Source organism: uncultured Thiothrix sp. (assembly GCF_937876535.1).
GTDB lineage: Bacteria > Pseudomonadota > Gammaproteobacteria > Thiotrichales > Thiotrichaceae > Thiolinea.
The window spans coordinates 96,025-110,695 of the sequence record NZ_CALFHZ010000022.1 but is presented as its reverse complement, the minus strand read 5'-3'; the positions used below and the strand labels follow the sequence as shown (position 1 = coordinate 110,695).

The 14,671-nt window shown below is 43.5% G+C and carries 11 protein-coding genes and 1 tRNA gene; 8 read left to right on the top strand and 4 right to left on the bottom strand.

Annotation, left to right across the window (positions count from 1 at the left end; genetic code table 11):
- Window positions 1-85: 85 nt before the first annotated feature.
- Both Q0230_RS17740 and Q0230_RS17735 read left to right on the top strand, forming a co-directional pair.
- Window positions 86-161: transfer RNA gene (locus Q0230_RS17740), tRNA-Glu, on the top strand.
- Between the two features lie 161 nt (window positions 162-322).
- Window positions 323-5,173 (top strand): alpha-2-macroglobulin, encoded by a 4,851-nt coding sequence (locus tag Q0230_RS17735; RefSeq protein WP_298612442.1) that lies wholly within the window; start codon window positions 323-325, stop codon window positions 5,171-5,173.
- A gap of 65 nt (window positions 5,174-5,238) precedes the next feature.
- Here Q0230_RS17735 and Q0230_RS17730 read toward each other — a convergent pair whose 3' ends face one another.
- From Q0230_RS17730 to Q0230_RS17720, 3 genes are all read right to left on the bottom strand, one after another.
- Window positions 5,239-6,711, bottom strand: a complete 1,473-nt coding sequence (locus Q0230_RS17730; RefSeq protein WP_298612437.1) for an ATP-binding protein — start codon at window positions 6,709-6,711, stop codon at window positions 5,239-5,241.
- The gene (locus Q0230_RS17725; protein ID WP_298612433.1) at window positions 6,711-7,403 is read right to left on the bottom strand and encodes a response regulator transcription factor; all 693 of its coding nucleotides are present in this window, start codon (window positions 7,401-7,403) and stop codon (window positions 6,711-6,713) included. Before Q0230_RS17725 ends, Q0230_RS17730 begins: the two co-directional genes overlap by 1 nt.
- Window positions 7,404-7,589: 186 nt before the next feature.
- Window positions 7,590-7,775 (bottom strand): hypothetical protein, encoded by a 186-nt coding sequence (locus tag Q0230_RS17720; protein ID WP_298612431.1) that lies wholly within the window; start codon window positions 7,773-7,775, stop codon window positions 7,590-7,592.
- Between the two features lie 366 nt (window positions 7,776-8,141).
- Here Q0230_RS17720 and ampD point away from each other — a divergent pair, with 366 nt between their 5' ends.
- The 6 genes from ampD (at window position 8,142) to Q0230_RS17690 (ending at window position 13,108) form a co-directional block, all read left to right on the top strand.
- Window positions 8,142-8,720: a 1,6-anhydro-N-acetylmuramyl-L-alanine amidase AmpD gene (gene ampD / locus Q0230_RS17715; protein WP_298612429.1), complete on the top strand. Its 579-nt coding sequence runs from the start codon at window positions 8,142-8,144 to the stop codon at window positions 8,718-8,720.
- Window positions 8,721-8,870: 150 nt separating this feature from the next.
- Window positions 8,871-9,428, top strand: a complete 558-nt coding sequence (locus Q0230_RS17710; RefSeq protein WP_298612427.1) for an META domain-containing protein — start codon at window positions 8,871-8,873, stop codon at window positions 9,426-9,428.
- Between the two features lie 148 nt (window positions 9,429-9,576).
- Window positions 9,577-10,830, top strand: a complete 1,254-nt coding sequence (gene glyA, locus Q0230_RS17705) for a serine hydroxymethyltransferase (RefSeq protein WP_298612424.1) — start codon at window positions 9,577-9,579, stop codon at window positions 10,828-10,830.
- Between the two features lies 1 nt (window position 10,831).
- Window positions 10,832-11,323 carry a transcriptional regulator NrdR gene (gene nrdR / locus Q0230_RS17700; RefSeq protein WP_298612421.1) on the top strand — a complete coding sequence of 164 codons (492 nt, stop codon included), beginning with the start codon at window positions 10,832-10,834 and terminating at the stop codon, window positions 11,321-11,323.
- Between the two features lie 8 nt (window positions 11,324-11,331).
- On the top strand, window positions 11,332-12,438 hold the full coding sequence (gene ribD / locus Q0230_RS17695; protein WP_298612418.1) for a bifunctional diaminohydroxyphosphoribosylaminopyrimidine deaminase/5-amino-6-(5-phosphoribosylamino)uracil reductase RibD: 1,107 nt from the start codon (window positions 11,332-11,334) through the stop codon (window positions 12,436-12,438).
- A gap of 10 nt (window positions 12,439-12,448) precedes the next feature.
- Complete coding sequence (locus tag Q0230_RS17690) at window positions 12,449-13,108, top strand: riboflavin synthase (RefSeq protein ID WP_298612415.1); 660 nt, start codon at window positions 12,449-12,451, stop codon at window positions 13,106-13,108.
- Between the two features lie 65 nt (window positions 13,109-13,173).
- Here Q0230_RS17690 and ilvC read toward each other — a convergent pair whose 3' ends face one another.
- Entirely contained in the window at window positions 13,174-14,652 is a 1,479-nt protein-coding gene (ilvC, locus tag Q0230_RS17685) for a ketol-acid reductoisomerase (RefSeq protein WP_298612411.1), read from the bottom strand.
- Between the last annotated feature and the right edge of the window lie 19 nt (window positions 14,653-14,671).

Genomic DNA, 14,671 nt, shown 5'->3' with positions numbered 1-14,671 from the left:
GACACCGCCCTTTCACGGCAGTAACCGGGGTTCGAATCCCCGTGGGGACGCCAATCTTACAATTGAGTTTCGACGTTTATATAGCGTCCCCATCGTCTAGAGGCCTAGGACACCGCCCTTTCACGGCAGTAACCGGGGTTCGAATCCCCGTGGGGACGCCAATTTAAACATTTTTCTCTCTTTTCACTCCTCCTTTTTTCCCGCAAAATAAGCTAAAACATAAATTATTTCTTTGGGTAGGAAGTGTTGTCTTTTCTAATTCTGAACTTGCTTGTTCCCGAAGTTATCATTTAAACAAGATAAAGAACAATGGAGTTTAGCAATGGGCTTGCGCCAGCTAAGTATTTGGCAGTCGGCACTGATTAGTTTTTGGCTTCTATTCAGCTCCTCTTATTTAGTAGCTGAAGACGTATCTACGCTTAAACCTGTCACTTATACTAATCAGCAGCTTTTGTCTGAAATGTTGGTAATAGATGCTTCTGAGCAGACTTTAGACAAAGCGCCTGCTTTAGTCGTGACGTTTTCACAAGATTTGGATGTGAATCAGGATCCAACTGAATTTTTTACGATTACGCAAAGTGGCAAAGCTGTGGAAGGCAAATGGGCGATGATTAATAATCCACGCCGTTTGTACTTTTCTCAAATTCAAGCTAATACCAGCTATCGCATCCAAATTCGTCCTGGTATCCCTGCCAAAAATGGTTTAAAGCTTTTAAAGCCAGTTGATTTTGAAATTAAAACTCGCCTCATTCAGCCTGCTTTCGATTTCGCCAGCAAAGGTAGTTTAATCCCTCAACAATTGGCTAATAGCTTGCCGATTCGTGTTGTCAATGTACCGGAACTGGATGTTGAATTTTTACGTGTGCAACCCGAGAAATTAGGTGAGGTGTTTAAAGCCATTCGTCTAGATGGTAGTTTGCAATCTTGGGAGCTAGAGGAAATTCATCAGCTCACCACGAGTGTCTACACGATGCGTTATCCCACCAATGCCAAGCCAAATGCGCGTGAGACCTTTAACCTTCCCATCAATCAAATTGAAGCTTTAAAACAGCCTGGTTTGTATTTTGCAGTGATTCGCCAGCCCGGACGCTTTACTGACAAAGCCTATCGAATCAAGCACTTTATTGTGAGTAATCTTGGTTTACAAGCTCGAGTTTATACTAAAACCTTAGACGTCTTTGCCCATGCTTTAGATTCAGGCAAGCCTTTACATGGTGTCAAAATAGCGGTAAAGGATAATCTGAATACAATAGAAATCGTCACTGACGAAAATGGACGTGCTAGTTTTGCAAAGCGCCCCGATAAAGATTTTTTCGTTACTGCGGCTAGTGTTGATAATCAGTTTGCCTTTCTGGATTTGCGTTCCAATCCATTGGATTTAAATAGTTTTCCGATTCAAGGCTTACCCGAAAAGCCGATTGATCCTTATATCTATGCCTCGCATGCTTTGTATCGTCCCGGTGATACCCTGAGTCTGAGTATTTTGCAACGTGACCAAGATGGCTTAGTGACCACACATGATCTGAAACTTAGTCTTGTGCGCCCAGATACTAAAATTATCTGGGAACAAGCACTAACACCTACAGATGTTGAATTAGGCTATTACTTGCAGCAGTTTACGCTAGAGGAGGATGCTCCCGAGGGCATTTGGCGAGCAGAGTTACGTTTGGATGATGATCCCAAACTAGTCAGTGTGTTTGAGTTTAAAGTTGAGCAGTATAAGCCTGATTATTTAAATTTAAATCTGAGTGGGGGCAAAGCTTTATTAACACGCGATGATAAGCAAGTAGTTTCTATGCAAGGCACTTATGCTTATGGAGCACCTGCGGCTAAACAAAAAATTGCTGCAAACCGTTATTTAGAATTGGATTTACAACCTTTAGGTGCTGCTTTTAAGGACTATAGCTTTGGTGTGCCAGAAGATGCGCAAGGCTTAGCTTCAACACAACTGCCAGAAACTAGTTTAGATGAACAGGGGAATGGTTTTTTAGAGTTTCCAGCGATTGATCCTGCGATTCAATCCCCGCTAAAAACACGGGTAATGGCAAGTTTATTAGAGCTAGGTAGCCATCCTATCCGTGCTGAACTACAGCAAGTGTATTGGCCTGCTCAACACCTAGTGGGGATTAAACCTTTATTTGCCAATGCTAGTGTAGCTGCTAATTCGGAAGCTCATTTTGAATTAGTGCGGGTTGATCCTACAGGCGCTTTAGTGACTGCACAGCATTTGACAGCTACCTTATTTAGCGAGTCGTATGATTATTATTGGGAATATGATCAGGAAAAAGGCTGGCAGCAGCGTGGCATTCGTAATCAGTATCCGGTCTCCCAGCAGCAGATCGAGATTCCAGCAGGGCAAAAAGGCCAAGTTTCTTTAGCGGTAAGTTCTGGGCAATATCGGCTTGAGCTAGAAGACGCAGATACTAAGTTAAAGACAGCTTATGTGTTTACAGCAGGCTGGGAAACGGTATTGGGCACTAAGGGGCAGCCCAAAAAATTAGAGTTAAAGTTAGATAAAGCTACCTATAAATCTGGTGAAACTGCACAACTTACCGTCGATTTGCCAGTTGCTAGTGAAGTCTTACTTACGGTTGAAGGTGGGAAACTCTTATGGAGCGAGCAAATGAGTTTACCTGCAGGCACTTCATTTTTAGAAATACCGATTGATACTGCTTGGCAGCAACATGATTTATATCTAACTGTACAAGCCTTGCAAACTAATAGTGCTAATCAGATAAACAAACCAGAGCGTCTATTAGGTATAGTGCCCTTAGTTTTAGATCGTAGTGAACGGCAGTTAGAACTTAGCGTAGAAGTACCTGAACTAGTGATGGCTGAGCAAGCGATTAAAGTCATAGTTAGAGCTAAGAATTTAAAGTCTCCAGATACCTTAGTCACTTTATCTGCAGTTGATGCACAGACCCTGCAGCAGAGACCATTAAATAATCGAAACCCGTTTGATTTTTACTTTAGCCCGCATGCTTATGAAACACGCTTGTATGATGCCTATGAGCAGATCATCACAGACAAAGAAGTAAATGTTAATCCGCCTGCCAAGGCAATAGTGGCTAATGACGACACCCCTGTTGTAGCGTCTAAGCTACCACGGCGCTTGATGATAGTAGAACCTGAGCCTTTAAAGTTTGATGCTGATGGGAAGGCTGAATTTCTGCTTAATCTACCCGCATTCACGGGTGATTTACAACTCACAGCGACGGTGATCGGTACTGAGCAATTAGGCAATATTAGCAAGACGATTCAAGTAGATACACCTGTTCAGCTTAATATAGCAGCCCCTGCTTTTTTGGCGGCTGGTGATCAAGCTTTGCTAAATTTTTCAGTAAAAAATTTGGACGATAAAGATCAGATCATTTCTCTCAAGCTAAAGAGTAATGATTTGCTTGAAGGCGCAGCGTTCGAAAAGGAGTTAAGTTTAAGCAAAGGGCAAGTTGAGCAGGTGCAATTACCCATTAGTACGCTCGGCTCAATGGGCTTAGGCGAGATCATTCTGGAGCTAGCAGGGAAAGATTTTAAGTTTAAGCGTGAGCTGAAAATGCCTATACGTCCTGCTTATATGCCGACGGCCTCTTATCAACAACAGGAGTTGTTAGGCACAGGGAAAAGTTTTGATTTAACGTCTGCTGTAGCTAAAGATGCTTTGTTGAATACCGCTGAGACTTGTTTAACTATCTCAAATACGCCGAGTTTACCAGTTGCAGCTGTTTTGCGTAGCCTGCTACATCAGCCTTATAGTTCTTTAGAGCAAACAGTCAGTAGTACTTATCCCTATTTATTCTTAGATGAAGCTGCATTAAAAAAATGGGATTTACCTGCTTTGTCCTTAGCACAGCGCACTCAAGAAGTACAAAAAGCACTGATTCGCTTACGTAGTATGCAATTACCGAATGGTGGGTTTAGTGCATGGTCTAGGATGGGGTCTGAAGAGTATTGGTTGAATATTTATGTAACTAATTTTCTATTGGATGCGCGCCAAAAAGGCTTTGTTGTGTCCCATACTATGCTGGATGCAGCTTTAAATAATTTACAACAGGCTTGGAAACAAGAAACGCCTCAGTTAGAAGATCGTTATCCCCTTGCGGAAAATGTAGTGCAAATGGATTTAGCTGTGCGGGCTTATACCGCTTATGTCTTAGCGCGTGAACGTAAATTAACTTTAAATGAGCTCAAAGCTTTTGCTGATAAAAATGGGGCACAAATGGAGTTCGGCTTAAGTCTAGTGAATTTAGGCTTGGCTTTAAGTTTGCAAGGAGATGCTACCCGCGGTGATGAATATATCCAACATGGTTTGGGTTTGAGTCGTGATCCTGAGGTTTACTTAGGAGATTATGGTAGTCCTATGCGTGATAGGGCGATGCTACTGTATCATTTACTGTTAGCTAAACAGTCTGTCCCAGCTTTAAGTATGCATCTAGGTTATATATTGCGTGATCTAACAACGAATACCTACCTTAGCACTCAAGAGCAAGTGTATATATTTTTACTCGGACAGCTCATCGAACAACAGGCTAAAGACCCTTGGCAAGCCCAGTTGGTGTTAAACGGAGAAGTCTTGGAGTTGGCTCAAACGGGTAGCTTTACTCGTTGTATTCCAGAGTTTAAGACTAATAGTAAGATTATCACTAAGAATGATGAGGCTGTTTATTTTAATCTACTCACCCATGCTTATCCCCAACAACCGTTAGCCTCTACTGAGAAACCCATACGTATTCAGCGCAAATGGTATAACTTAGCAGGGCAAGCCTTGAACCCAACTGATTTAAAAGTGGGTGATTTAGTGCTGACTCGCCTTAATATCGAAAGTAGTGAGCCTATTCCTCATGCTTTAGTGGTGGATTTACTGCCTTCTGGTTTTGAGTTAGAACTAGGCGCTTTACAAGCTAATGAAGTGTTACAAGGCTTGAAGTTGGACGACATGGCTGTTTCAGTTGCCGAGACCATGGCTTATTCAGCAGCTGTGCATGAGCGTTTTTGGCAGGATCGTTATGTGGCAAATCTAAGCTTAAAAGCTAAAAATTCACGTACTTTATTTTATTTAGTGAGAGTAGCCCAAGCTGGTCAAGTGACCACACCTCAAGCTTATGTGATTGATTTAGATCGGCCCTTTATTCAGGGTTTAAGTGCAGGGGCTGAGCGTTTGAACACAGAGCGATAACTTGGCAAGATACAACATGATGCGCTACTTCAACCTATAAAATTGAGTAGCGCATAGGTTTAGATTTAAGTGGGTAAATGCAAGCGGACACGTGCCCCGACATAGGGTGAAACGAGCAATTCAATTTTGCCACCGACTGCAGAGACAATTTCAGTACTGACCGCTAAGCCTATCCCTTGACCTTCAGTTTTACTGTCTTCACGAATCCCACGTTTGAGCAGTTTGGAGGGGTTTTCACTGGGGAAACCCATACCATCATCATCAATATCAATGACTAACATATCGTTATCGCGGAAAGCAGAAATCTCTACTAAACGATCGCAGAAGCGGCAAGCATTGTTAATCAGATTACCAAATAACTCCATTAAATCTTCTGAGTCTAGGCGGCATTTAGCGTATTCATCGACATTCACCCGAATCTCAAAATCTTTGCCGCGATGGACTTTATGCATAGTGCTGGCTAAACGCGTTAAGATGGGGCGAATCGGCTGCGACATAATAATCGCATTTTCGCTAGTCACCATCGCTTTGCGTAATTGCCGCGAAATGATTTCCTGCATATGTTCAATTTCAGCTGCAATTCCTGCTAAACCCGGATGCGCCTGAGGAATATCTTGAAAACTACTACCTTCTAGATGGGATTGAATAGCTGCTAAGGGGGTTTTCAAACTATGAGCTAGGTCATCTAACGAATCTTTGTAGCGTTGTTTTTGGCCTTTTTCATGTCCAATCAACGCATTAATGGTGTTTTTGATTGGTACTAGCTCATCGGGATATTCATCTTGGATAGTCTCTTTATTTCCGGCCTCAATCGCACGCACTTCCTCTTCAAATTCACGAATTGGGGCTACCACCCAGAAACTGGAGGCTAACTGTGCAATTAAAATTAGAATGACTGAGGCAAAAAACAGGATGGAGAACACCATGACTAAATCATCGATTTCTCGATCTACATTTGCCATCGACTCGGCAACGATGAACAAATAATGTTTATTTGTGCTAATACCTTGCTCTGCATTTTCGCGGAAGGAAAAGTGTTGTACCGCCAGCATGTATTCTTCTGGATGAAATTTTTCGTCTACTTTGCCATTAGGAGGGCGAGTAGAACTCATCCGACGCGCAAAAGGAGTAAAGTTTTGTACTTTGGGGTCGTTAAATAATTCTTCAAACGGGAAATAGGCAAAGAATAAATCGACCCGATTTAAGTCGACCCCTTCATTGTCAATAGAACTCCAAATAATCCGATTTTGTTGGCGATCCCAGATATAAGCAAAGCGACGTTTACGATCTTGGACTAATTGATTGCGAGAAATAAATTGTTCAGCAGCTTGCTTATTACGTTCAGGAATCAAGAAGCTGCCACGTTCATACTCAATAAAGCCGAGTAAATCAGAAGCAGTTCGTTCTAATTCTAAACGAATGGCTTCAGTTTTGCGTTGGTAGATACTTAAGCTTAAGAGTATACCTAGGATTAAGATCCCAATCACAATGATAGTAAAGCCGCTAACCAATTGGCGGCTGCGTAAAGAACCCATCATTACTGATTATTTGGTCGATGACAGTCTAAAGTAAAACGATAACCACGCCCACGCAAAGTCTCAATAGGTTTTAGGGTTTCATCTGGATCGAGCTTCTGACGTAAACGACGAATGAAGACTTCAATGACATTACTGTCGCGATCTGCATCTTCTTCATACAAGCTATCGGTCAAATGTGTTTTAGAAATAACTTGACCCGCATGCAACATTAAATGTTCTAGCACACGATATTCATAAGCGGTCAAAGTGATTTCATCTTCGTTCACATAAACCCGTTGTTCAGATAGGTTTAAACGAATGGGTGGGCAGCTTAGCTCAGCTTGTGTCCAGCCTTTGGTACGGCGTAATAGAGCGCGTAAACGTGCAGCTAATTCTTCAGCGTGAATGGGTTTGACAAGGTAATCATCAGCCCCTGCTTCTAACACTTCAACCTTAGTTTCCCAACGATCACGCACAGTAAGCGTGACGATGGGGTACTCTAAACCTTTGGCGCGCACGCTACGAATAATTTCTAAGCCTGTTACATGGGGCAGGCCTAAGTCAATCACTGCAATGTCAATTGGGTATTCAGTGGCAATATACAGCCCTTGTGCACCATCACTGGCTACATCGACGGTAAAACCGTTTTTTTTGAGATCACTGGCGATTTGTTCACGGATGGGTGCTTTATCTTCAACAACAAGTACACGCATAGATTTTTCGACTATTTAGTATGTTTATGTAATGTAGTCTATCTAGATAGACGGAGCCCTGTACCGTCTTTTGTTAAGCCATCATACACTGAAGCTTCAGAATAAAAAACTATCAATATCTGTTCAGATAAAAAAAGCCCAGCGGGTAGCTAGGCTTGCAAATAAGTAACAATTGTTAATAAAAGCTTAGTCGTTGCAAGCTACATGAATAATGCGAAACTCACCGTCATCACCCATTAGCTTAACTACATGACAATCCTGGCCACGATCAGTTTGTGGTTCAATGGATAAAATACGTCCAGCAAACTGATCCTTGACTCTACCCATAATAGTAGATTTGCGCAGTGGCTGATCTGGTTTGGTTCGGCTCATCTGAATTTTGTAAGGAACATGAGTTTCCGCAAAAACAGTAGTTGTTACTAAAGATGTTGTAGCCAAAGCCAAAAGAGTTGCACACCAACGTATGTTGCTCTTTACGTGCATTTAAGTTTCCCCTGTTTAAAAAGCTTGTGCAGACACCATGCCCATGGGGTCTGGATTACTATAGGCGAATTATAAATGCTACTTTATTAACAATAAATTAATGAATGAGTTTGTTGATTATATTAGCAAGATACTTACTAGTAATAAAAAAACCTTATCTTTATATATTAAAATATTATGAAGGATTCTTATTTATTTCGATGAAATAGATAATAATAGGTATGGTTAAATTTTGTCGAGGATGTTTTTGTAACAATGGTAATTGATCACATAACTAGCTTATTAGTTGAGGCTCAACAATGTCCCTCACCGAACCATGATGAGCGTCCAGATGGCTGTTTGCCTGAGCTAATTGTAGTTCATAATATTACCTTGCCTCCCGGCGAGTTCGGTGGGGATTATATTAATCAGTTGTTCACAAATACTTTAAATAAAGATGCACATCCTTTTTTTGCTGAAATTTGCCACTTAAAAGTTGCCAGCCATTTATTAATTCGGCGTGATGGGCAAATTATTCAATATGTACCTTTTCATCTACGTGCTTTTCATGCGGGCTTATCGATATATCGTGGACGCAGCCGTTGTAATGATTTTTCGATTGGAATTGAATTAGAGGGGACTGATTTTACTCCGTTTACTGAAGAACAATATCAGCAACTTACCAAGGTTATCCAAGCTTTGTGTTTAAGTTATCCAAGCCTGTCGCTAGAGCAAATTACTGGACACCAGCATATTGCGCCTGAACGTAAAACTGATCCGGGGCCATTTTTTGACTGGTTACGTTTAGGTCAAGATTTAGGCGTTCATTTACCAGCGGATGCAGAAGCTCGATAGTGTATTGTTTTGTGGTTAAAACACCCACAATTGCTTACATTTCGATCAAAACTTCGGTGAAATGTGGTTTTCCTACCTATACTTTAAATATGGCTGTTAAGACATAGACGAACAGCATACAACTCATAAAATAGTCTAGGAGAGGGAATTATGCTTAGCGAGGTCACTCGGATGAACGATGTACAATTAACTCGTAGAACTTTTTTAATCCTACCATTAGCGCTGTTAGCTGATCAGTTATTAGCTGCAGATACTGCTACACCAACCCCACATCCAAGTTTACCTCCCGGTGCTTGCCCTTTAAATAGTGGAGGCCCTTCCTTGTTGGGTACCAACTGGTTTGTGATGTCCATTTACAATAATCCTGTTCCTAAGCCATTACGCATGAAAATGCTAGTTGAACAGACTGCGATGGTCGGGATGGCAGGCTGCAATAATTACACGGCTAATTTTGTGCAAGTAGGTAATCGAGGGTTTAAAGTTCAAGAAATCAGCCGCACTGAAAATGCGTGTGAAGTACTGCGTCCTGAACCAGGTAAACCAACAGTCGATGTTGGTAGTTGGGAGGGTAAGTATTTGCGGGTCTTAAGACGCGCCGGTAGTGTCCAACAGTTAGGCTCCACTTTGCAGTTTTATGATTTCAATGGTAAGCCTTCGCTGGTATTCGGTAAGATTTACGGCTCACGGACACCAACTCCGGCGGCTTAAAACTCTTATCAAGCAGGCTTAGGTCTAAAAGCCTGCTTTCACCTTAAGGATTTAGTAAATCTACGCTGAACAGCATAGGTCAAGTTGTTAATTGTTGTTATGATACGCCGCTATCACCACTCAATAATATGCAGGAGACCTAATCAGCATGTTTACTAAATCTATGACCATTGCCAGCTATGACCAAGAACTAGCACAAGCGATGGCCGCTGAAACCCAACGTCAAGAAGAGCACATCGAACTAATCGCTTCTGAGAACTATGCCAGCCCACGCGTATTAGAAGCACAAGGCTCAGTATTAACCAACAAATATGCTGAAGGCTATCCCGAAAAACGCTATTACGGCGGCTGCGAATATGTAGATGTGGCTGAGCAACTAGCTATTGATCGTGTGAAACAACTATTCGGCGCTGACTACGCGAATGTGCAACCCCACTCAGGCTCCCAAGCTAATGCGGCTGTGTATATGGCTTTGTTAAATCCGGGTGATACGGTGCTGGGCATGAGTTTGGCACATGGTGGTCACTTAACGCATGGCGCGAAAGTGAACTTTTCTGGTCGGATCTATAATGCCGTGCAATACGGGATTACCGCTGAAGGTTATATTGATTATGCTGAAGTTGAGCGTTTAGCTGTTGAACATCAACCAAAAATGATCGTGGCGGGCTTCTCAGCTTACTCACGTGTAATTGATTGGCAAAAATTCCGTGAAATTGCAGATAAAGTCGGCGCTTATTTAATGGTCGATATGGCACATGTCGCTGGTTTAGTCGCGGCAGGTGTCTATCCAAGTCCTGTACAAATCGCTGATGTAACTACTTCCACAACGCACAAGACTTTACGTGGCCCTCGCGGCGGGATTATTTTAGCAAAAGCTAATCCTGATCTGGAAAAGAAATTCAATTCTTTAGTCTTCCCAGGGATTCAAGGTGGCCCTTTGATGCATGTGATTGCGGCCAAAGCGGTTGCCTTTAAAGAAGCCTTAGAGCCTGAGTTTACCGCTTATCAGCAGCAAGTCGTGAAAAATGCCAAAGTGATGGCATCCACTCTGATTAGCCGGGGTTACAATATTGTTTCTGGTGGTACGGATAATCACTTAATGTTAGTCGACTTAATCGCGAAAGGCTTGACCGGTAAAGCGGCTGATGCTGCGTTAGGTGCAGCGAATATCACAGTGAATAAAAATTCCGTGCCCAATGATCCGCAATCGCCTTTCGTCACGAGTGGGATTCGTGTGGGTACGCCAGCAATTACTACCCGTGGCTTTAAAGAAGCTGAAGTGGAGCAATTGGCTAATTGGATTGCGGATGTCCTAGATAATATCAACGATCCGGCTACGACTGAGCGCGTGAAAAATGAAGTACTAGCCATCTGCAAACGTTTTCCTGTGTACGCTGACTGAAATGCGTTGCCCGTTTTGCGGCGCGGAAGATACGCGTGTGATTGATTCGAGGCTAGCCAGTGAAGGCGAGCAAGTGAGGCGGCGGCGCAAGTGTTCAGCTTGTGAAGAACGCTTTACCACCTATGAACTTGCTGAATTAACGATGCCGCGAGTGATTAAATCAAATGCTGCACGTGAGCCTTTTCATGATGAAAAGCTTCGTGCAGGCATTATGCGTGCTTTAGAAAAGCGTCCAGTGACGATTGATCAAGCCGAAGCTGCGCTTAGCCGTATCCGCAAAAAGGTGCTAATGAGCGGGGAGCGCGAAGTCTCCTCTGCTCTGATTGGTGAATTGGTGCTGGCGGAATTAAAGCATTTGGATGAGGTCGCGTATATTCGCTTCGCTTCGGTCTATCAGCGTTTTAGCAGTATGGCTGAGTTCCGCAACATGATTGATCGGATGGAGCGCGAGCATCCTGATGAACACAAGCCCTCAACTGATCACTTAGATTAATCCATTTCATGTCTGAATTTACCGCTGAAGATCACGTCTATATGGCGCGTGCTCTGCAATTAGCACGTTATGGCCTGTATACCACGCATCCCAATCCACGAGTAGGTTGTGTGCTAGTACAAGCTGGGCAAATAGTCGGCGAGGGCTGGCATGAACGAGCAGGCCAGCCACATGCAGAGGTATTTGCGTTACATGCAGCAGGAGCGCGAGCACCAGGTGCAACCGCTTATGTTAGTTTAGAACCTTGTTCTCACTATGGACGCACACCACCCTGCGCTGAAGCTTTAGTAGAGGCCAAAGTTGCTAAAGTAATTGCAGCAATGGTTGACCCCAATCCTTTAGTAGCCGGTCAAGGGTTGCAACGTTTACAAGCAGCCGGTATTGAAACCGCTGCAGGTTTATTAGCAGTTGAAGCACGCGCTTTAAATCCTGGCTTTATTAGTATGATGGAGCGGCAACGTCCCTTTGTGCGGATTAAAATGGCGATGAGCCTCGATGGACGCACGGCAATGGCCTCGGGTGAAAGTGTCTGGATTACAGGTGAAGCGGCGCGGCGGGATGTGCAATTCTGGAGGGCGCAAGCAGGAGCGGTGTTGACAGGTATTGATACCGTTTTAATGGATAATCCTCAGCTCAATGTACGCTTGACTGCACAAGAGCTAGGTATTAGCGGTGAAGTACGCCAACCGGTGCGAGTCGTATTAGATTCTAAATTACGTTTTCCCTTGGACGCCGCTTTATTAAAAACGACTGGCAAGGTATTGATTTATACCTGTAGCGTTGATGAGGAAAAAATCGCACTGCTACAAAATTTGGGTCTACAAGTGCGGCAATTTGCAGGTAAGCGCTTAGATTTAACTGAAGTACTCCGTGCTCTAGTCACAGAGGGTATTAATGAGGTACATGTAGAAGCGGGTGCGACTTTAAGTGGTCAGTTGATTGAACAAGGTTTAGCGGATGAGCTAGTTTTGTATATGGCTCCGCATTTAATGGGTTCAGCGGCGCGGCCTTTATTTAATTTGCCACTGGCGCAAATGGCCGAGCGCTATGCGTTAACGATTCGAGATATGCGTGCAGTCGGGCAGGACTGGCGAATTTTGGCTGATTTTAACTAGGAGTAGAGCGATGTTCACCGGCATTATTCAAGCGATTGGTACAATTCGAACTATGCAAGCCATCGGTGGCGACATGCGCTTAACCATTGCGACTGGCAAACTCGATATGGGTGATGTGCAATTAGGCGATAGCATTGCGGTGAATGGTGTTTGCTTAACTGCGGTAGTCTTAAACGGTTCTAGTTTTAGCGCGGATGTGTCTCGGGAAACTTTATCCCTCACTAGTATTGGCCAGCTAAACCTTGGCTCAAATGTCAATTTAGAAAAAGCCTTAACTTTAAGCACGCGCTTAGGTGGGCATTTGGTCAGTGGGCATGTGGATGGCTTGGGCGAAGTCGTGAGCCGCTATGATGATGCGCGTTCCGTGCGTTTTCGTTTAAAAGCCCCGGATAGTTTAGCTAAATATATTGCAGCCAAAGGCTCGATTTGTGTCGATGGGACAAGTCTAACGGTGAATAAAGTGGAAGGCGCTTTTTTTGAGTTGAATATTGTCCCGCATACTTTACAAGAAACGATTATGTCGGGTTATCGCGCTGGTTCTAAAGTGAATCTAGAAGTGGATGTAGTAGCACGCTATTTAGAGCGCTTGTTATTGGGGGATAAAGCATCTGAAATGAGTTCGGGTGGGATTACCGAGGCGTTTTTGGCGGAGCATGGGTTTTTGTGTTAGCACTCTGCCCTCAAGTTTAAAAGCCTCATCAAGCGATGAGGCTTTGTAAGTTCAGCTAAACCAGCTTAAACAATCTTCTTCATAGCCGTCATATAAGAACGCAATTCCTCACCGACAATCTCAACCGAGTGATTACGAATTTCAGCATTAATATGTACTAACTGACGATTATCCACGCCATTATCTTTTAGATTCAAACCGCGACCAATCACATCAGATTTAATCTTCGGCATGAATTTCTCAAGTAATAAGGGGCGTGCAGCTTGGTCGAATAAATAGCAGCCGTATTCAGCGGTATCCGAAATAACCACATTCATTTCGTACAGCTTTTTACGGGCAATCGTATTCGCAATCAGCGGTGTTTCATGCAGTGATTCGTAGTAAGCAGACTCTTCAATAATGCCAGCTTCCACCATGGTTTCATAAGCCAATTCAACACCGGCACGCACCATAGCCACTAACAAAATACCTTTATCAAAGTATTCTTGCTCGCTAATAGCTTGATCGGTGATCGCTTGCTTTTCAAATGCAGTTTCTGCGGTTGCAGCGCGCCAACGATGTAAGTCCTTATCGTCATTCGCCCAGTCCGCCATCATGGTGCTAGAGAATTTGCCAGACATAATATCGTCTTGGTGCTTTTGGAACAGCGGACGCAAGATTTCTTTCAATTCTTCGGACAATTCAAAGGCGCGGATTTTCGCTGGATTGCTCAAGCGATCCATCATATTGGTGATGCCGCCGTGCTTGAGGGCTTCAGTCACGGTTTCCCAACCAAATTGCATAAATTTAGCTGCCCAGGCTGGCTCTAAACCTTCTTCAACCATTTTATCGTAGCAAAGGATAGCGCCAGTTTGCAGCATACCGCAGAGAATGGTTTGCTCGCCCATCAAATCCGATTTAACTTCTGCAATCGGTGAGGACTCCAATACGCCCGCACGATCACCACCGGTCGCTGAAGCTAAAGCTTTAGCGATTTTTAAGCCATCGCCATTTGGATCATTTTCACGGTGTACCGCGATTAAGGTTGGAACGCCAAAACCACGCACATATTCAGCCCGTACTTCAGAGCCGGGGCATTTCGGGCACATCAGAACGACGGTTAAGTCTTTGCGAATTTGCATGCCTTCTTCAACTAAGTTGAAGCCGTGGGCATAGTCTAAGCACGCACCTTGCTTCATCAATGGCATGATTGCATTGATCACAGAAGTATGTTGTTTATCGGGCGTTAGATTCATCACGATGTCAGCGCTTGGAATCAGCTCTTCATAAGTGCCTACTTTGAAGCCATTTTCAGTCGCGTTTTTCCAAGATTTGCGTTTTTCAGCAATCGCCTCAGCACGTAAAGCGTAGCTCACATTCAAGCCACTATCACGCATGTTCAAGCCTTGGTTTAAACCTTGTGCGCCACAGCCGATAATGACGATCTTCTTATCACGAATGTAATTCACACCCTCAGCGAATTCAGACTGATCCATGAAGCGGCATTTACCAAGTTCTTCAAGTTGAACACGCAATGGCAGCGTATTGAAATAATTTTGACCCATGATGGACTCCAAACAAACT